The 19,681-nt window shown below is 38.8% G+C and carries 19 protein-coding genes; 2 read left to right on the top strand and 17 right to left on the bottom strand.

Annotated features, from left to right (window positions below; genetic code table 11):
* Nucleotides 1–116: 116 nt before the first annotated feature.
* The 9 genes from N3I35_11915 to metG form a co-directional block, all read right to left on the bottom strand.
* Nucleotides 117–1,484, bottom strand: coding sequence for an ammonium transporter (locus N3I35_11915; protein ID MCX8130793.1), 1,368 nt, complete (start codon nt 1,482–1,484; stop codon nt 117–119).
* Between the two features lie 264 nt (nt 1,485–1,748).
* Nucleotides 1,749–3,626, bottom strand: a complete 1,878-nt coding sequence (locus N3I35_11910) for a DUF5050 domain-containing protein (GenBank protein MCX8130792.1) — start codon at nt 3,624–3,626, stop codon at nt 1,749–1,751.
* A gap of 159 nt (nt 3,627–3,785) precedes the next feature.
* The gene (locus N3I35_11905) at nt 3,786–5,159 is read right to left on the bottom strand and encodes a hypothetical protein (protein MCX8130791.1); all 1,374 of its coding nucleotides are present in this window, start codon (nt 5,157–5,159) and stop codon (nt 3,786–3,788) included.
* A gap of 164 nt (nt 5,160–5,323) precedes the next feature.
* Entirely contained in the window at nt 5,324–6,190 is an 867-nt protein-coding gene (gene rsmA, locus N3I35_11900) for a 16S rRNA (adenine(1518)-N(6)/adenine(1519)-N(6))-dimethyltransferase RsmA (GenBank protein MCX8130790.1), read from the bottom strand.
* Between the two features lie 299 nt (nt 6,191–6,489).
* Entirely contained in the window at nt 6,490–7,548 is a 1,059-nt protein-coding gene (locus N3I35_11895) for a 3D domain-containing protein (protein ID MCX8130789.1), read from the bottom strand.
* A gap of 298 nt (nt 7,549–7,846) precedes the next feature.
* A complete protein-coding gene (locus N3I35_11890) occupies nt 7,847–8,242 on the bottom strand; it encodes a hypothetical protein (GenBank protein MCX8130788.1) in 396 nt (131 codons plus the stop codon).
* 145 nt (nt 8,243–8,387) lie between these two features.
* A complete protein-coding gene (locus N3I35_11885; GenBank protein MCX8130787.1) occupies nt 8,388–9,092 on the bottom strand; it encodes a hypothetical protein in 705 nt (234 codons plus the stop codon).
* A gap of 85 nt (nt 9,093–9,177) precedes the next feature.
* Nucleotides 9,178–9,945, bottom strand: a complete 768-nt coding sequence (locus N3I35_11880; protein ID MCX8130786.1) for a TatD family hydrolase — start codon at nt 9,943–9,945, stop codon at nt 9,178–9,180.
* A gap of 75 nt (nt 9,946–10,020) precedes the next feature.
* Nucleotides 10,021–12,009 carry a methionine--tRNA ligase gene (gene metG, locus N3I35_11875; protein MCX8130785.1) on the bottom strand — a complete coding sequence of 663 codons (1,989 nt, stop codon included), beginning with the start codon at nt 12,007–12,009 and terminating at the stop codon, nt 10,021–10,023.
* 326 nt (nt 12,010–12,335) lie between these two features.
* Between metG and N3I35_11870 the strand changes: the two genes are divergently transcribed.
* Nucleotides 12,336–13,406 (top strand): tetraprenyl-beta-curcumene synthase family protein, encoded by a 1,071-nt coding sequence (locus N3I35_11870; GenBank protein ID MCX8130784.1) that lies wholly within the window; start codon nt 12,336–12,338, stop codon nt 13,404–13,406.
* 160 nt (nt 13,407–13,566) lie between these two features.
* Here the strand turns inward: N3I35_11870 and N3I35_11865 are convergent, their stop codons facing one another.
* Genes N3I35_11865 through N3I35_11850 form a run of 4 tightly spaced genes read right to left on the bottom strand, consistent with a single transcriptional unit; the run spans nt 13,567 to nt 15,840 of the window.
* Complete coding sequence (locus N3I35_11865; GenBank protein ID MCX8130783.1) at nt 13,567–14,562, bottom strand: polyprenyl synthetase family protein; 996 nt, start codon at nt 14,560–14,562, stop codon at nt 13,567–13,569.
* Nucleotides 14,538–14,723 (bottom strand): hypothetical protein, encoded by a 186-nt coding sequence (locus N3I35_11860; protein MCX8130782.1) that lies wholly within the window; start codon nt 14,721–14,723, stop codon nt 14,538–14,540. The genes N3I35_11865 and N3I35_11860 overlap by 25 nt, the downstream gene beginning before the upstream one ends.
* Nucleotides 14,720–15,253, bottom strand: coding sequence for a spore maturation protein (locus N3I35_11855; GenBank protein MCX8130781.1), 534 nt, complete (start codon nt 15,251–15,253; stop codon nt 14,720–14,722). Before N3I35_11855 ends, N3I35_11860 begins: the two co-directional genes overlap by 4 nt.
* Nucleotides 15,244–15,840 carry a nucleoside recognition protein gene (locus tag N3I35_11850; protein MCX8130780.1) on the bottom strand — a complete coding sequence of 199 codons (597 nt, stop codon included), beginning with the start codon at nt 15,838–15,840 and terminating at the stop codon, nt 15,244–15,246. The genes N3I35_11855 and N3I35_11850 overlap by 10 nt, the downstream gene beginning before the upstream one ends.
* Before the next feature lie 536 nt (nt 15,841–16,376).
* On the opposite strand from N3I35_11850, the gene N3I35_11845 reads away from it, so the two are divergent.
* Nucleotides 16,377–16,616 carry an AbrB/MazE/SpoVT family DNA-binding domain-containing protein gene (locus tag N3I35_11845; GenBank protein MCX8130779.1) on the top strand — a complete coding sequence of 80 codons (240 nt, stop codon included), beginning with the start codon at nt 16,377–16,379 and terminating at the stop codon, nt 16,614–16,616.
* 91 nt (nt 16,617–16,707) lie between these two features.
* On the opposite strand, the gene rsmI is transcribed toward N3I35_11845, so the two are convergent.
* The 4 genes from rsmI to N3I35_11825 form a co-directional block, all read right to left on the bottom strand.
* Entirely contained in the window at nt 16,708–17,577 is an 870-nt protein-coding gene (gene rsmI / locus N3I35_11840) for a 16S rRNA (cytidine(1402)-2'-O)-methyltransferase (GenBank protein ID MCX8130778.1), read from the bottom strand.
* A 51-nt stretch (nt 17,578–17,628) separates the two neighbouring features.
* Complete coding sequence (locus N3I35_11835; GenBank protein ID MCX8130777.1) at nt 17,629–18,381, bottom strand: tRNA1(Val) (adenine(37)-N6)-methyltransferase; 753 nt, start codon at nt 18,379–18,381, stop codon at nt 17,629–17,631.
* Between the two features lie 87 nt (nt 18,382–18,468).
* A complete protein-coding gene (locus N3I35_11830; protein MCX8130776.1) occupies nt 18,469–18,639 on the bottom strand; it encodes a 4Fe-4S binding protein in 171 nt (56 codons plus the stop codon).
* A gap of 170 nt (nt 18,640–18,809) precedes the next feature.
* Nucleotides 18,810–19,679, bottom strand: coding sequence for a stage 0 sporulation family protein (locus N3I35_11825; protein MCX8130775.1), 870 nt, complete (start codon nt 19,677–19,679; stop codon nt 18,810–18,812).
* Between the last annotated feature and the right edge of the window lie 2 nt (nt 19,680–19,681).

The raw sequence follows: 19,681 nt of genomic DNA, 5'->3' as shown, positions 1-19,681 counted from the left end.
TTCCTCCTGACAAAAAATGCACACTATATATATATTATACCATAAATGTGCACAATATACCAAAAGCAGGAAAATCAGATTCTGATTCTCCTGCTTCAAAAATAACAACTGCCTGTTTATACTGTTTCTTCGAGCTTCATACCCATCTGTGACCTTGATCCGCCCTCAAAAATATCTTCATTTATATCTTCCAATACAATACTGTCATCAATGGCAGTTTGTGCGTACGCCCTGAGCCCATGCTCACTTATATCCATACCCTCTGTTTCATCCTCAGCACTTACCCTTATACCGGATATGGCTTTCAACAGCTTAAACAACCCAAATGTAGCAGCGAAAGCCCATAAAGAAACTACTACAAGCCCTGCTGCCTGAACTCCCAACAGGTGAAAACCGCCTCCAAAGAACAACCCACTCTCTTTTATAGCCGGATTAACGGATTGCGATGCGAAAAGTCCTACTGCAATAACACCAAATGATCCGCATACTCCATGGACAGCAATTGCTCCCACCGGGTCGTCAGCATGCTTTTTATCAATAAGCTCTATAGCCATTACTACCAGCACACCTGCTACTGCACCTATTATAGCCGCACTGTAAAGGTTTACATAGGCGCAACCCGCTGTAATTGCCACCAAACCAGCCAAAGCGCCGTTTATAGTCATACTCGCATCTACCTTGCCATACCTCACCTGGGTAAATAATGCACTTATCAAGCCCCCAGCCGCAGCCGCAAGGTTTGTAGCAACCACCACATGAGATATGCTCGCGCCCTCTCCAAATGCATTCAGCGCGCTTCCGGGGTTAAAGCCAAACCAGCCGAACCAGAGTATAAAGGCACCAAGTGCGGCTAAAGGAATGCTGTGTCCCTGTATTACATTAGCGCTTCCGTCTTTTTTATATTTTCCTATCCTCGGTCCGAGAACCAGAACTGCAGCGAGTGATGCCCATCCGCCTACTGAATGTACTGCTGCGGAACCTGCAAAATCAAGCATCCCCATCTTGGCAAACAAACCGTCAGGATTCCATACCATATGTCCCGCAACTGGATAGATAACCGCTGTAGCCAGAAAGCTGAACACCATATAAGGCAAAAATTTCATCCTTTCAGCGACTGCTCCGGATACTATCGTAGCTACTGCCACAGCAAAAGCCGCCTGGAACATCCAATATACCTCAACAGATAATCCGAATTGTTTCAAAAACGGCAGGTTACTCATATCTCCACTCATAAAAAAGCCTGTAGTCCCGATTATGCCGAACTTATCCAGACCGTACATTACACCAAAACCAAGAATCCAGTATCCCAGCAGTCCCGAACAACAATCAATAAATACCTTCATAATAATGTTCAAAGAATTTTTAGCTCTTATAAAGCCTGCCTCCAGCATCGCAAAACCGGCTTCCATGAAAAAAACAAGTGCTGCACATAATAGCACCCAAACTGTATTTATTCCTTGTGCAAGTGTTACATTATCCAACATGATCCTATCACCTTTCTGAAAATGTAGTTTACTGTTCTTTCAACGCCATTGTTTCAAGAAAAATGAAAAAAGACATAAAAAGCCTTGTACACAAATTTTTGCGTACAAGGCATCATTACCAGGTTATACAACTATGTAAAAAATACTCCGTCGGAATTACTACACTGCCGGCAAAAAGCAATCTCTGGTTTTTGCACATATACATTATAAGGCAAAACCAGAAAAAATGCAACCTGCTTAAAGGTAAACTGCAAATCATAATACTTAAGGATGTATTCCAGACTCTTCAGCACCAGAACCATCAGTATTCATTTTATAAATATTATCTTCTATACTGTAGAAAATCCAGTCTTTATTTACAAACAGAATTTCTTCTATGCTGTCATTAGAAACCACCTGTTGACCTGAGCCGTCCTTTTTAGCTCTGTACAATATCCCTCTGCTGCTGCCGTCATAAGAGGAATAGTAAAAATTCATACGATAATATATCCATTCTCCTTCCACATACAAATCGCCACACCTGTTCTTGATCACTTGTGTTTTTGAAGAGCCATCTGTTTTAACCTTGTATATTTTACCATCTGAGCAGCTATTAAAATATATCCAGCTCCCATCTACATCCAAATAGCGGAACAAGCCTTTTGCCAATGACTGTACCTTCGATTTCCCGTCCGCCTTCACCTTATATAACTCATCGCTGCCTCCAAGCTGCTTAGTTCCGCTGATATAGATCCATCCTCCATATGTGATTACCTCATCCAAATATTTGAATCCGGCAATATCCTGTAAGCCGGTTTTCGACATATCCTGCTTTTTTGTACCATCAGTCTTCAGTTTATATACCTTACCCTGCTCAATGAAGTATACCCATCCTCCATCTATACAAAATATTCTGAATTCATTGCTGGTTTCATATATGGCCTTTTTATTCCTGCCGTCAACAGTAATGCTGAAAATCTTATGCCCTTTAGGATCATTGGGCCTACTGGAATCAAAGCTTCCGGAAAGAGTACCCGTTTCCTCATTATATATAAGCGGCCTTAAGTTAACATTATCACTGTAGTAAACATACCCGTTTTCATACCAGACAGGGTCGTACAGGTTCCGCTCCAGGGTACATGTCTCGTTTACTCCCGTACCATCAGGGTTCATATTTAATATTTCACCCGGTTGTACTATGTAAACCTTCCCATTGTATGAATACATCCTGCTTACAGAATTGCCGTCCAACAGTTTTTCACGTCTCGTTCCATCCTTCTTAACCTTATATATATTATTGGAATAGTTTAAAAAATATAGTTGGTTATCGGCAAAATTGATAAACATAACATTTTTACTGTATTTATTGTCTATCTTCTGCTTCTCTGTTCCATCAGTCCTGATTTTATGTATTTGTCCGTTACGCGTATAAAATATGGTGTCTCCGACTACATTTATATATCTCGCATCATCTTTAGAAAGCTGCTTGGCTTGGGTTCCGTCAGTCTTGATTTTGTACAATGCATCGCTGCTGTAGTAGATCCATCCGTCTTCAACGTTTAAATTCATTATGAAATCTCTTGATTCGCGAATCCTCTGTATTTTCGAGTTGCTCAAGGATGTCTTGCCTACATAGCATTCCGAGTCCACATAATACATAAACCCATCCTTAACACATAAATTATTAAAACGTCCGTCCAGGTATTTCTGCCTTTTACCTCCATCAGTTTTCATTTTGTATATATTCGCTGTATCAGAATCATTGACATAGAAAATCCAGTCATTCACTACATTTACATCTGAACTTTTATCACTATTGAGCTTCTGCCTGCCGGTTCCGTTGGTTTTTATCCTGTAAATATTCCTTTCCGGCAGCTTGCAATAATATACCCATTCCCCCAAAACACTAATACTGCAGCTTGGATCTGAATTTACTTTTACTGCATTCTTGCTTCCCTTCCTATACTTATAAATAGTCTCTTTATCAAGCATGTTTACGAAGTATACCCATCCGCCGCTTTCTGCAGCAAGTCCTTTATTGGATATGTTCCCTGTGGTATTTCCATACTTTGTGCTATCCGCCTTATCAACTGCATAAGATTCAGGAGCCGCTGAAACAGCTATCAATACAATTGAAATCAGGATAGGAATCAATCTTTTCATTCGTTTATCTCCTCACCTGTAGATAAGTAATTTTGTCCATCTAAGAACCCTAATATAGATTTCTATTATATCAGCAATATCAGTCTGCAATCAATAAAATCTCAATAAACAGCTGACCTCGCAATCATTGTCAGACAGGAGGTCAGCTATAATAATGTTTCAGTTAAACCCCAGAAAATTTCCTGTTTCCGGGTCTATATACACAAGCCAATACCCAAAAGCTCCATATCTTGGGCGGTTTCCCTCAACCTGTACCCACCTGCACATATCTCCAAAAGGCTTGTCGTCTATTCCATGGGCCCCCGGAATGCCGCATACTATATACTCTCTTTTTCTCATTCTATCAGAATATATACCAACTATCAGATATCTGTACTTATAATGTGACATCATGACAGAAGGATTGAAAAACAGGGGGGTTTTTATATTACACTGAAAAAAGATATTATTTAGTTGAACAGGGCTGTTTACTTTCCACCACTTGTAGTCCTTTCTATTACTTCCAAACGGATCATTTACCTCAAAATTCATGTCCAGGCTTTTTTTAAACTTTTCCATACCCGGTACATCTGTTTTGTTACCTATTGTCCTATCCTTCAGCATAACCCCTTCAGTTATGTTCTTTATATTGCAGTTAATACACGCCTCCGGTATATTTCCGTTTATTTGTGGATTGCAATATGAATTGTTTCTATAAGCACATAGTTCAGGACTGCCGGCAGATCTCTCCTGCATCATATCACTATTGCCGGATATGGGACTATACGGTACATCAGCCTTCCCCTCATCTGTTTTGCTGTCAAGATTTTGGTTATCTTCTTCATCAGGTATACTCTCCCCGGTAGGATTATCATCTGTAATCTCATTTTCGCTTTCTGCCGGACGCTCTTCATATATTTCTGATACACTTTCGTGTTTTACAGAAAGAATACTTTCCTCAGTATTGACCTCTTCTCCCAAACCCTCCTCATAATTGCTTTCAGGAATAGGGTTAATGTCAATATCCTTACACTCTATCTCTGTACTATATTCGTTGGCCACTTCTTGCCTCTTTGCAATAATTGCACCTTTTTCCATGGTATTATCCTGTTTGTTTAAAAGGACTTCCTTCAACTTATTCCTCCATGGTATTTTTTTATCTTTATAAGCAGCAAGAGGACATATTATATTCCAACCTGTTCTGTTTTTATTTTCAACTACCACGGCTGCAATATTGAATTCTTCGATATCTATTCCCGAATCCGCTACATTCCGGGGGTTAAAATCCCACTGAACCTCACTCCTGTTTTTATGCAAGGTAAGTACGTCGATACATACAGGGAAAAACGTTTTTTCATCACATTTTAAGATATACATTTTATAGCATGACCCTTCATCATTTTCCTTTAGGTTCTGGATTGAAACATTCAGCTTTCCTTTTCCATCCCGGGATTCAATCTTTACATAGCCAGAAGGAGTACTGTTATTCCCATACCCGATATCCTCCTGAGCAAATATAAGGAAACTTCTGTAATACTTGTTCTTCGCTTCCATAAAACACCTATTGAGTGCATATAATTCCTGTTAATATTTATATGTTGATTACATGCAAAAAAAAACCATCCGCCAAAAAGCAGGACAGTTTTTATTTCGTATAGCAGATTATACTAGCAGCATTCGGTTACGGAGGAAAATCTCCGCCACCGCACCCCATCATTTTATTTCTCCCTTTTTGGCAGCAGTTCATTTGCAAGCTGCGCAAACTGTGCTATAGATAAGGTTTCCCCGCGTTGATTTTCGCCAATACCTATATTCTCAAGTATTTTCTTTATTTCTTCTTTATCCCGGATGAAATATCCGGAATTGCTCAATGCATTTACAAGTGTTTTTCTCCTCTGTCCAAAGGAAGCTTTTATTGTCTTGAAAAAAATATCTTTATCCCGCACTTCTACGGAAGGGGTTTTCAATATATTAAGCCTTATTACTGTAGAATCCACCTCCGGCTGTGGAATAAAGCAGTGCGGCGGCACGTCAAATACCTTCTCCGGTTTTGAATAATACTGTACAGCTACCGATAAAGCGCCATAATCCTTACCCCCGGGAGAAGCTGCCATCCTCTGTGCTACCTCTTTCTGTACCATGAATACCATACAGTCTATTCCGGGATTTTCCTCCAACAATTTCATAATTATCGGTGTAGTAATATAATACGGAAGGTTAGCAACCACCCTCACAGTTAACGGTTTAAAATCTTCTTCCGATACATCCAGGATATCCTTTCCAAAATCCACTTTCAGCACATCTTCATTTATAATCCTTAGATTTGCAAATTCCTTAAGTGTCTCACTCAGAACAGGAATCAGGTACTTGTCTATCTCAACCGCGACCACTTTGCCCGCCTTTTTGCAGAGTTCCCTGGTCATACTGCCTGCACCGGGACCTATCTCTATAACAAGATCGTCTTTTCCGACTCCGGCTGCGTCCACAATATTTTCAACAATTCTGTCGTCATTCAGAAAATTCTGCCCCAATGACTTAGTCAACCTGATATTATATTTTTTTATGATTTCCTTTGTATTACTCACTTTAGTAGCCCTTCCCTCAAGTACACCTTAATATTAACCTTTATATATAGGCTTCCCCTTAACAAACCATTTAAGTATAAAACAACTCTTATTATATCATTATAATTTACCATGTCCACAAAAGGCAAATCAAGGGTTAGTATACCTATCCTAAAATAAAGGCCGGAGGTCATTAACTCCGGCCAATTTCAGTCCCTTATTTAATTTACTCCGTATTAGCCATCCAAGGCTTATAACAAAAGTATGTTGAACTTATAATAAATAAAATTAACAATTTTATTTACCAGCTCTTTTTATTATCATTCAGTAAGTATGTAGACCTTGACTTTTCTTACACCCCACCGGTCAACGGTACCTGAATCATCGAAATACAAGTCTATTTTGTTTCCTTTTATCGCGCTTCCTATGTCCGCTGCTACTGCAAAGCCATAGTCTGGTGTATTTCCGACTCCTTCAATATAAACTTTAGTACCTAAAGGTATTACTTTCGGGTCTACAGCTATAATACCCCTTTTCGCCCTTACACCGGTATAGGTTATGCCGAATCCCGGGTCACCCGGGTGCTTGCCTGTATCGGCAAACGATGCAGTATAGGCTGTTGCCCTCATATTAATCTCTTTTTTATACCTTACGACATCACCTCTGGATGTTTTGAAATTCATAATAGTGCCAAATTCCACTATCTGATTAATGGGTGCCATTATTATACTGTCTTTTAACAGTTCTTTTAAAACTTCTTTCCCATCCTCAAACACTACTCTGAATTTCTTCTCGCGTATTCCTTCCTTACCGTCTTTAACGACCACCTGTTTTCCCTTATCAAGGTGATTGTTTTCCCTGCTCAGGGTTTTATACGCAATTGCCGTCTTCTCGCTTATCAGTTCTTCTCTTACTCTTACTACCTTGACTTTCATATCTTTCGATACTAAATCGCCAAAGCTTGCCCCTACAAGCCTATCCATATCAGTCAGCTTTAAAGGGCTGTTTACCAGGGCATCCTTTACTGTATCCCTGTAAGTCATTATCTTATGCTCCTGACCATCTACAGTAACGAATATTGGTATAGCTCTTTTTATGTATATTTCATTTTTTCTTATCTTCTGTAGCTTAGCACCAAGCGGTAAACTTATGAAGTCGTCAGAACTCAGTCTGGTTCCATTCTGCTCTAAAACTTCACCTACGGTATTCTTCATTGTTTTCAATATAACGGTTTTGCCGTTGTCATTAATAACTACTTCCTTTTTTAGATTTTGAAAAACCCCAACACCAACAGTAATAGAGAATACAATTGCTACTGCTACAACTATAAACTCCTTTAATGAAAAATACCTTTTAATATTTTTCGCAAGTGGTATCACGAATTAAACCTCCTGTTTAAAATATTATAAGGGACTGTGACTATTTTATGCGAAACTGGAAACTTTGTCAAATTAATTGCCATAATACTCCCCTGTATACAATTATTAACTGGAAAACAGTATATTATACGCATAAATATAAAAAATATACATAAAATTTTGTTGATAAAAATTATAGGCAGATAGCTATAATTACTAGCTACCCGCCTGTAACAAAAACATTAAGTATATGTCACGCTTACTAATCCTTTTACCATCCTGCTTGCCGGTTTCAAAACAGCGTGCTGCTGAAAGTATGTCAGTATTGCATTCCCATCGTGTTGCTACCCATATAAGGATTCATCATATATGGGTTAGCTGCATATGGATTTGCAGTCATTGGATTCATGCCTGCCACACCCTGATTATACAACATAGGACACTGCATATTCATAAGATAAGGACAGCACATCGTAGGTCCCTGGCCTATATAAGGCATTTGCTGCATTTGCGGTATCGGTGCCATAGGCGGTATTTGACTCATAGACGGCATTTGTGTCATAGGCTGCATTTGTGTCATAGGCTGCATTTGTGGGATCTGTGGCATCTGTGGCATCTGCGGCATTTGTGCCATCTGCTCCATAGGATTCATATGGTTCATGTTCATCTCTGCCCCCATTTCCATAGTTTCCTTTGTCTTTTTCTCTTCTTTCATAAAAATACCTCCGGTACAAAATTACTGTCATAACGGATCTCATGCATGAAACCGCATAAGATTCATACCCCATTATCAGTATATGACCCGGAGATAAATGTGTGATAATACTATTATGTAACTCTATTAAGCTTTAAGCCCGATTCTATTTTGCAGCAGAAAAAATATCCGCGATAATCCATCCACCTTTTTCCTTGTCATAGATTACAGAAAAGACTTTTTCATTTATGCCATCTGTAAATATTGTTCCACTCGCATCTTCATTTTTTTTGACATCCAGTACGGCAATAAACGTAATACCTTCTCTTTCACTTTCTGCTTCTTCGTCCTCGAGCTTCACTGATTTGATTTTTATTGACTTTATTGCCTTCTTATAGTTGTCGCTGTATTCATTCAAGCCTATAACCTCGCCACTATTCTTATAATGCCGGTATTCAAGCTTGTACGCAGTTTCGTACTGTCCCCTGTCAATACTTTCTACCCACTTTTTTATCACTGCTTCCAAAGGCTTCATATCAACCTGCTCTTTGAAAACACTGATTATTGCATCTTTACTCTCAATCAACTGCCTGCTCTTCAAATAATCCTGCTGCATTTCATCATTCTTTTTCTGCAATTCATTGTAATTATTTTCCAGAACTTTAACCTTGCTGTTCAAATCCCTGTTCGCGTATTCAAGGTTCTTTATATCTCTACCTAAAGCATCTATTGTAGCATCTTTGTTATCATTTTTTACTTCCAGGGTTTTTATGCTTTTTGTGTTTTGTTCCTTATCCCATAAAAGATAATTAAAAGCAACAAAAACGGTCATAAGCATTGCACATACAAGTATAAGTACAAGTTTTTTCACAAATCTACCCCCTAAAAGAGCCATTGATAATAGTAAGCATTCTATAAACAGGTTTTTCACCTGTAGAGTATATGAAGCAATGAACCTATTTAATTATAAACAGCCTTTTTGCATTCTCAGTCGTTGTATTTGCTACCTCTTCATAACTGATGCCCTTAATCTCAGCCACTTTTTCTGCAACAAGTTTCAGATAACCTGAATCATTCCTTCTACCTCTGTAAGGTTCAGGTGTCATATAAGGACAATCCGTTTCTATAAGCAGCATCTCTAATGGGATGTATCTAACAACTTCAACAGCCTTTCTCGCATTCTTGAAAGTAACCGCTCCCCCGACAGAAATATAGAAATTATTATCCAGCAGCACCTTTGCCATTTCTACACTGCCAGAATAACAGTGAAAGACCCCTCCTACAGCTTTCGCATTTTCACTCACTACAATATCCACAGTATCTTCATGTGCATCTCTATCATGCACTATTACCGGAAGGTTAAGATTTTTTGCCATATCGATCTGCTTTGCAAACCAATGCTTTTGTATCTCTCTCGGAGCTGTATCATAGTAGTAATCAAGCCCTATCTCTCCTATAGCAACTACTTTGGGATTTGAAGAAAAATCAGCCAGAGTCACAAGAGTATTATCATTTATCTCACCTGCATTATGGGGGTGAATACCTACGGCTGCATATACATGTTCAAACTCTTGCGCTAAAGATATACTCTCTACTGCTGATGCAATATTTGAAGAGGCATTAAGTATATATGACACTCCGCTTTCAAATACTCTGTTTATAATTTCATATCTATCCTGACTGAATCTTTCATCATCATAATGAGCGTGTGAATCAAAAAGCATGTCCATCTCCTTTGTAACATAAACAAATCTGATGCTTTTTTTATTATATATCATTGTTGCTTAATCAACAATCAATTATCTTACCTGTGATCCAGTTCCTATATTTTTATCTATCGTCGCCAGCACAAGGTCCTTGTCGTCCGATGCCGCAAGGATCATCCCTTGAGATTCTATACCCCTTAATTTGACGGGTTTAAGGTTTGCAACCATTAATATACTTTTACCGATCAGCTCCTTAGGTTCATAATATCTGGCAATACCCGACACTACCTGTCTGATTTCACTCCCCATTTCCAGTTTAAGTTTCAGTAGCTTATCCGCTCCCTCTATTTTTTCTGCATCCAGTACTTTTGCTACCCGCAAATCAATTTTTGCAAAATCCTCGATTGAAATAAGTTCTTTTTCCTTCTCTGCATCATTCCGCTTTCCAGGCTTTTCCTGATTCTTAGCTTCTTTGGAAGGCTGCTGGTCTATCTTCTCTGTTTCTTTGACCCCTGCCATTTTTTCGAGCTCTTCCATCTCTTTTTTCAAATCAATTCTAGGGAAAATTACCTCACCCTTCTGTACGGTAACCCCCGAAGGGTATACCCCCCAAGTTTTTGAAGCATCCCATTCTGTCAGCTTACCGGGTTGTATTCCCAACTGCTGCCATATCTTTTCCGGGGTTTCTGGCATAAAGGGTTGTATCAGTATTGAAACTATTCTTATACTCTCCGCCAGATTATACATTACTTCAGCCAATCTGGACCTGTTTGATTCATCTTTTGCCAAAGCCCAAGGCATTGTTTCATCAATATATTTATTTGTTCTGGACACTGCTTTCCATATCTCTGCCAGAGCAGAACTGAATTGAAGCTTATCCATCAGTTCCTCAACCTTATCAGGCGCTTCCATAACAATTTTCTTCAACTCTTCATCAAAATCTCCCGCTGCTCTTTCCTCCGGTATAGCCCCTGTAAAATACTTGTCTATCATGGCTACAGTCCTGCTTACAAGGTTTCCGAGATCATTTGCTAAATCAGAGTTTATTCTGTTTATCAACGCTTCATTTGAGAATATTCCATCGGAACCAAAGGGTACTTCCCTCAGCAGATAATACCTTATTGCATCCAACCCATACTTTTCAACAAGTATTGCAGGATCAACCACGTTGCCCTTTGATTTAGACATCTTGCCACCTTCCAGCAGCAGCCAGCCATGTCCGAAGATCTGCTTCGGCAGAGGCTCTCCAAGTGCCATTAGCATAGCAGGCCATATTATGGTATGGAAACGAACAATCTCTTTCCCAACAAGATGCACATCAGCCGGCCAATACCTCTTATAATCTTCATCTTTTTCAGACATATACCCCAGAGCTGTTATATAATTTGAGAGTGCATCAATCCATACATAAACAACATGCTTATTATCAAAACTTACAGGTACGCCCCAGTTGAAGGTAGTTCTGGAAACGGCCAAATCCTCCAGTCCAGGCCTTAAGAAATTGTTCAGCATTTCGTTCTGTCTTGATACGGGCTGAATAAAATCGGGGTTTTCTTCTATATGCTTTATTAGTTTATCCTGATACTTTGAAAGTCTGAAAAAGTAGCTTTCTTCCTTCGTCAATTCAACTTCTCTGCCGCAGTCGGGACATTTACCTTCTGCAAGCTGGGTTTTAGTCCAGAAGGATTCGCATGGAGTACAATACCAGCCCTCATACTCACTTTTATAAATATCCCCCTGATCATACAGCTTTTTGAATATTTTTTGTACCGTTTCTTCATGCTGCTTATCTGTAGTTCTTATAAAACGGTCATTAGTTATTTTCATTAACTTCCATAAATCTGTTATTCCTGCAACGATTTCATCTACATATTGTTTCGGTGTCACACCCTTAGCTTCAGCCTTCCTCTGTATTTTCTGACCATGCTCGTCAGTACCAGTAAGAAACATTACGTCATAACCCTTCAGTCTCTTATACCTGGAAATTGCATCAGCGGCAACGGTTGTATACGAGTGTCCGATATGTAATTTATCACTTGGGTAGTAAATAGGTGTTGTAATATAAAATGTTTTTTTGTCCATTTAGACTGCCTCCTCAAGAATTCAATCAAAAATTGGCATTATAGCTGCCAATACTCATTTCTGTTTTCCTGTACTCATTTTTACAAGCCGGGGGTGGGAAGTCAGATATTAAAGTTATTTTATACTTTACAAAATAAACTTATGCGGGCAATTGGGTGTTATTCCCACACTCCTGCTTCCCACCTCTATCTTCTAGTAATACTATACATATTTACAGCTGCTTTTTCAAGAAAATTATAGTATAAGGTCTGAGTCAATAAATAAATGGTAAAAATAAATATCATATCCACCAGCCAATAAATAATCATTATGCTCATAGGGAGGTTTTGAAAATAGAAGTCCGGTATGAAAGTGGTATAAAACTTGTACTAAAATATATAAAAGATGTGTTTCCGGAAGTCGACAGGGAAATTGATCATTGGATTAATATGTGCGCCAGCAGCGATAATGACCTGATTCTTAGCAGTCAGGCACAAGCAAGTATACTACATAAGAAATTCCATGCACAAGGGGGCTGCATATATTCTCTATATCCTAACACTGACCTGAAAAAGGCAGTAAAATTCATAGTATCATTACAAACTATAAGCGATTATCTTGATAATCTATGTGACAGGGCCGGAGTTTACGATGAATCCGCTTTTCTTCAACTCCATCTCTCCATGCTTGATGCTGTAGATCCTGACCGTGAACCGAGTGATTATTACAAATACTACCCATACAAGCACGACAATAATTATCTTGCTTCACTGGTGAAATCCTGCAGAGCACAGCTGTCGGAGTTGCCGTCATATGGCACCGTAAGGGATTCTGTTATCAGGTATATCCGGCAATACTCTGAAATGCAGTCTTACAAACATATTTCAAAAGACAAGAGAGAAGACAGACTAAAGGAATGGGCAAGTCAGTATATTGATACATATACCGATATATCATGCTGGGAATTTTCTGCTGCTGCAGGATCAACGCTAGGTGTCTTCGTACTATATGCCGTAGCTTCCGACCCCCTTCTTACAGCAGATGCTGTTCAGATGATCAATGAAGTTTATTTCCCCTGGATTTGCGGTTTGCATATACTGCTGGATTATTATATCGATTCTCATGAAGACATTAAGACAGGAGATCTAAATTTCACGTATTATTATGAAAATCTGAAACAATGTGAAGAACGTATCAGCTTTTTTATAGACCGCTCACTTGATGGCTGCAGATACCTGCCTTACCCGGAGTTCCATATTACAGTAGTAAAAGGGCTTCTTTCCATGTATCTGTCCGATCCGAAAGCCTCAACGGGTCTTAACAAATTAACCAGCAGAAGATTACTAAAAAAGGGTGAAGAAAATACAAAATTTTATTATGCTCTATGTAAAATTCTCAGAACATTCAAAAAATTATAGGTTATTTTGTGACTATTTGTAATTTTTTGTACAAAAGCTTTTTATTTATTTATTACCTTTTTACATTGATTTATATTCAAAACATATGATATTCTTAAAGTGTTCATACGTTTTCCTCCTTGGTATATAATCGCTTTTTGCCAAGGAGTCTTTTTTTGCTTTAATTGATTCTTTCCCCCAGCACATCAGCAAGATTATTAAGGAAATCTGTATGCTCGTTTCCTGGGATACACCTGATACAGTATTTTGCCTTGTTTATGTGAGCTTCAGCAACTTTAAAGCATTCTTTTATACAGCCAGTCCTATTTAGCTCAAAACAAATTTCATTTATTTCCTTATCCGTTATTTTTTTATTCCTCATTAATTGACTGATCCACATTCTATATTTGTTATCACGCTGTAGGAATATCATGGGCATTGTAATTATGCCCTGACGCAAATCTTCTCCTTTAGGCTTCCCCATGATGTTTTCATCTCCGCAGAAATCAAGGATATCATCTATTATCTGAAAAGCAAGGCCTATGTTTAAGCCATACTCTCCTATTATTTTGCTGCCGGAACTGTCAGTTCCGGCAACTGAAGCCCCTGACCTGCAGCAACATTCCAGAAAAATCGCTGTTTTCTTGGAAATACGCTCATAGTAGGATTTCATACTCACATTACTATTAAATCTGTCACCTGCCTGGAGGATTTCTCCCTGGCACATGCTTTCTATAGCCCTTACCATATAATCCATACTCCGCATCAGCCGGTTACTGGAAAGTATTCCAAAAGCTTTAGCAAACAAATAATCACCACACAATACTGCATAGTGATTTCCCCACACCTGATTTATAGAAGGCTTATTGCGCCTTAAAGGAGACTCATCGATGATGTCGTCGTGAACGAGTGAGGCCATATGAATCAATTCAGCCGCTGCTGCTGCGTAAATAAGCTCATCACTCTGTTGTGAAAAAGCCAGTCCGCTTCTCAACACAAGAAGAGGCCTTATCCTTTTACCTCCTGCCTTCATGATGTGATGGCACATTTCCCTTATAGGTCCTTTACTATCTGACAATATACTAAAAAGTTCTCTTTCTACTATTTCAATATATTCAATACTCTCTGTATCAAACCTTGAACCTTCCAAACTTAAAGCATGGTTTTGCTGTAACATAGACAAACCTTTTCTCCTCCAATGATTATGCAGCAAAAGGGTTGGTCGTACCCTCCACCACATAGTTTCTTGATAACATTTACGCAAATAGTATGTCCATGTCCATTCCAGTTTATAACAAGCATTTTCCCAATTGCCGCAAACATATTTATATCTTTCATTTTCCGAAGACCATCGTGCATATCCATACTGATGCAAGCACACTCGCCGCATCCGCCATTAATGCCGCTGCCAATGTGTATCTTATATTCTTGATCCCTACTGAGCCAAAATACACTGCAAGTGTATAAAATATCGTTTCAGTCGATCCCATCATGGTAGAAACCAATCTTCCGATAAAGGAATCAGGCCCATTTGTCTTTATAATATCGGACACCAAGGCAAGGGATGCGCTTCCTGATATAGGCCTCAGCAAAGCAAGGGGCAATGCTTGGGATGGAATCCCCAGCATTTTGGTTATGGGGCTGACCGCATGTATTAACAAGTCCAAAGCTCCTGAGGCTCTAAATACTCCAATTGCCACCATCAAACCTACCAGCGGCGGAATAATTCTTATAACAGTTGTTATTCCTTCCTTAGCTCCGTCGACAAATACATCATATACCTTGATTTCTCTATACATACCCAGTGAAAGTATTACAAGAAATATGGTAGCGATCGCATAATCAGAAAGTATTTTTACTATCTGCATATCCCGTCTCTCCTGCTAGCCGATGAAAATATTTTTGCTGCAATAATTCCTACAGTCATTGCACATGCTGATGCAATCCACACAGTTCCTATGATTTCTGAGGCATTTGCAGAATTGTACTGGTGGCGGATAGCAATCACAGTAGCAGGCACTAGTTGGACAGCAGAGGTATTTAGGACCAGGAACATACACATGGCATTGGAAGCTGTATCTTTGTTCGGATTAATTTTCTGAAGTTCACTCATTGCTTTTAGCCCTAGAGGGGTAGCCGCATTTCCCAGACCAAGAAAATTTGCTACAAGATTCATTACTACAGAGCCTAGTGCAGGATGCTTGCAAGGAATCCCCGGAAATAGAAAAGCCATAGCAGGACGTACTATTTTTGATATGTACTGAATCAATCCGCTTTTCTCAGCTATACTCATTAACCCGGTCCATAAGCACATTATACCCAGCAATCCGACACAAAGCTCCACGGCATTTTTTGCAGACCCCATTGCAGCCTGTGTAACAGCATCAATTCTTCCGTTAAAAATACCTACTGTAAATCCAATTAAAATCATTCCGACCCATATATAGTTGAGCATAAATACCCCCAACAGCAAAATTTTCTATTTTCGTTTCATTCCGTTTTACAGCACAACTGCTGTCTAATCCCGCCTTTAGACCGGCGCTGATCATCATACGTTGTCTTTAACTCTCTATATTTATATGAGTATGACCTATTCGTTATCATAAAATTTTATATATCTTAAAAACTTGCATTATTTTTTTATTTAAATTTATCCATTTATTCCTAAACGCATGTTTATATTTTTGGAGGAAATTGTCGAATGTTGTCGAAAAACATAAGTGCTTTTTCCAGTTAATATATGGAAATTTTTCAATCTTTTCCTTTGATATCGGACCTCCCTATTCTTGCTACAGTTTATACTTGCATCCCACACATCTCTCTTTTCGGCCATTTGGGACTATTACAAATCATTATACACAGCTAAACATAATAAATATTAATAACAATTTCTTGAATTTTTAAAAAATAATTATTGACGATTATTGGAATTTATGGTACTATGAATTCAATAAAGTTTGTCGAATATTGTATTTTTTAGGAGGAAAACATATGAAATCTACCGGTATAGTAAGAAAAGTTGATGAATTGGGAAGAGTAGTTCTCCCTATAGAATTGAGAAGAACTTTGGATATTGCTGAGAAGGATGCTTTAGAAATTTATGTCGATGGAGCAACAATTATCCTTAAGAAATATGAGCCAGCTTGTATATTCTGCGGAGATGCAAAAGATGTAACAGTATATAAAGGAAAAAACATCTGCCCTAATTGCATGAAAGAATTAAAGAAATAAATGTTTCTACATAAAAAAAGGATTTGATTTATCAAATCCTTTTTTTATGCTATTAATTATTTATACCTGGGTAGCAGTAAGTACAACTTATTTACAAAAGGCTATTGTAAACATCGCGCTTACTTAGTCCCCTGTCAGCAGCTACCTTCTTTAACGCATCTTTTTTATCCATTCCCTGTGACATGTACATGTCCAAGTGCTCCTGCAAACTCATATCTTCCCATTTTGCTCTCCTGCCTTCCAAAAGGATACTTTCATCAACACCCTCAATAATTAACACAAATTCACCTTTGGGAGGTTCGTCGGTATACTTGTTAATTGCTTCAGAAAGACTGCATCTGATTATTTCCTCAAATCTTTTTGTCAACTCTCTTGCAAGTGCGATCCTCCGGTCGCCCAGCTCATCAAACAAATCCTTTAGAGTATATATCAGTTTATGAGGAGCTTCATACAATATTATTGTTCTTGTCTCTCCCTTAAGACTGCTGATCCTTTCTTTCCTTGCCCTTTTATTTACGGGAATAAATCCTTCAAAAACAAACCTGCCGGCCGGCAGTCCGGATATCACAAGTCCGGTAACAGCTGCAACAGGCCCCGGAATCATAGTAGCAATTATTCCATTTTCTATGGCCAGCTTCACAAGATCCTCTCCGGGATCAGATATTCCAGGAGTACCGGCATCTGATACCAGCGCAATTTTTTTCCCTTCCAGCAATTGCCCAATCAGAAAATTTCCTTTTTCTATTTTGTTATGCTCATAGTAGCTGACCAAAGGCTTCTTTATTTCAAAGTGATTAAGCAGTTTTATTGTCTGCCTGGTATCTTCTGCCGCTATAATATCCACTTCCTTCAAGACCCTCAAAGCTCTTAATGTAATATCTTCAAGATTCCCTATAGGAGTTGCCACCAGATAAAGAGTGCCTTTCACTCCTTTTGAATCATTATTGTCTATCATTCCCATTATATTCCTCCTGCTTTCTGCCCGCCTATACTATAACTTATAGCCTTTTCCCTATTTACTCCTGCTATATATCTCATTTATCTCTTCCGAGTATTTTCCGTTTTCGTCATATACATATAAGGGCTCCATCATCCTAAGCTGTGGCTTGCCTCCCCTTGTACCCTTTATCAGAAGTATGTTGGCTTTTTTATACGGTGACGGATGGACAAACCTGATAAATTTAGGCTCTATCCCAAACTGCCTCATCAGGCAAATAATATCGACCAGCCTGTCCGGCCTGTGTACCATGGCAAACTGCCCACCAGGAACAAGCAGCTTGCTGCTTACCCTGATCACATCTTCAAGTGTGCACATTATCTCATGTCTCGAAATTGCTTTGGAATCCGCGGGGTTTACCAGTCCGCCTCCCCGGTTCATATATGGCGGGTTAGTAACGACAACATTATATTTTGATGCCCCAAAGTATTCCAGACTGTCCCGCAAATCACCGCAAACTATTTTAACTCTATTCTGGAGCTGATTTATGTCTACGCTCCTGCCGGCCATTTCAGCCATCTCCTGTTGAATCTCCAATCCCGTAACAGATGCTGCTTCCGTCTTCCCCGCAACCAGTATGGAAATAATTCCGGTTCCAGAGCCCAGGTCTATCACATTATCACCTTTTTTGACATCAACAAAATTAGCCAGTAATACTGCGTCAACCCCAAAGCAAAACCCATCAGCTTTTTGGATTAGTTTTAAGCCTTTATATTGCAGATCATCAATTCTTTCATTCCTCTGTAATTCTATATCCAAAGTAAACACCAACCATATTTATTCTATCTTAAGCTATATCACGCAAACAAAAGGGTCAAGTAGGATTAATCCTACCTGACCCCTCAATGTATAAAATTACTTCTGTTGTGGAGCATCAACCGGACAAACATTTGCACAAGCTCCGCAGTCTATGCATGCATTTTCATCAATAACATATACGCTGTCACCCGCAGAAATACATGATACAGGGCACTCAGGTTCACAAGCGCCACAGCTGATACAAGCATCAGTTATAAAGTATGCCATTTTAAGAACACCTCCTTAATTGAATACCTATTAAAGATATATTGCTTATATTTCCAAGCTAATCGATACAGTATCTGTTTATTATGATAAATCAGTGTATACAAAATACTGTACAAGTCAACGTTTTTATTTTACCACCAAAAGTTGCGAAAGAAAACAATTTTTTAAAATTAATCTTCCAATTGTTTCAAAACTTCAATATCAATGTCAGCGTCTTCATCGTGGGAAACATCTTTAATTACCTTTATCTCATCAGATTTATACAATTTAAGGTCAGTCTCATTTCCCTTATCAAGCTTAACTTTCACTATTTCTTTCAGTAAGCTTACTGCCATTATTGTCCCCTGTCCCTCAGGCGTATCGACTATAGCCCCTACCTTCGGCACTCTCCCAAGAGCCTCTTCATATGCATCCTGTTCATATTTCAGGCAGCACATCAATCTACCGCATGTTCCGGAAATCTTGGTTGGGTTTAAAGAAAGCCCCTGTTCTTTCGCCATCTTTATTGATACAGGCTGAAACTCTCCAAGGAAGGATTTGCAACAAAGGACTCTTCCACAGACCCCTATACCACCCATCATTTTAGATTCATCTCTGACACCTATCTGCCTGAGTTCTATCCTGGTCTTGAAAACAGCAGCAAGATCCTTTACAAGCTCCCTGAAGTCAACCCTTCCATCTGCTGTAAAATAGAATAAAACCTTGTTATTATCAAATGTATACTCTACATCTATGAGCTTCATGTTAAGATTGTGGTCTTTTATTTTCTGAAGGCAAACATTAAATGCTTCCTTCTCCTTTTTATCATTTTCAGCAGCATGCTGCCTGTCTTCATTTGTTGCTACTCTGATAACTTTTTTCAAAGGAGCCACTATCTCTTCATCGGGAACTTCCCTGTTTGGTACAACAACAAGTCCGAATTCAATACCTCTGGCAGTTTCAACTATAGCGTTTGAGTTTAATTCAATTTCCAAGTCACCGGGATCAAAATAATATATTTTTCCCGCCTTCTTGAATCTTACTCCTACTACCTTAACCATTA

This window comes from Clostridia bacterium (assembly GCA_026414765.1).
GTDB lineage: Bacteria > Bacillota > Clostridia > Acetivibrionales > DSM-27016 > SKW86.
The sequence above is the reverse complement of the archived record's forward strand: the minus strand, read 5'-3'. Positions and strand labels throughout refer to the sequence as shown.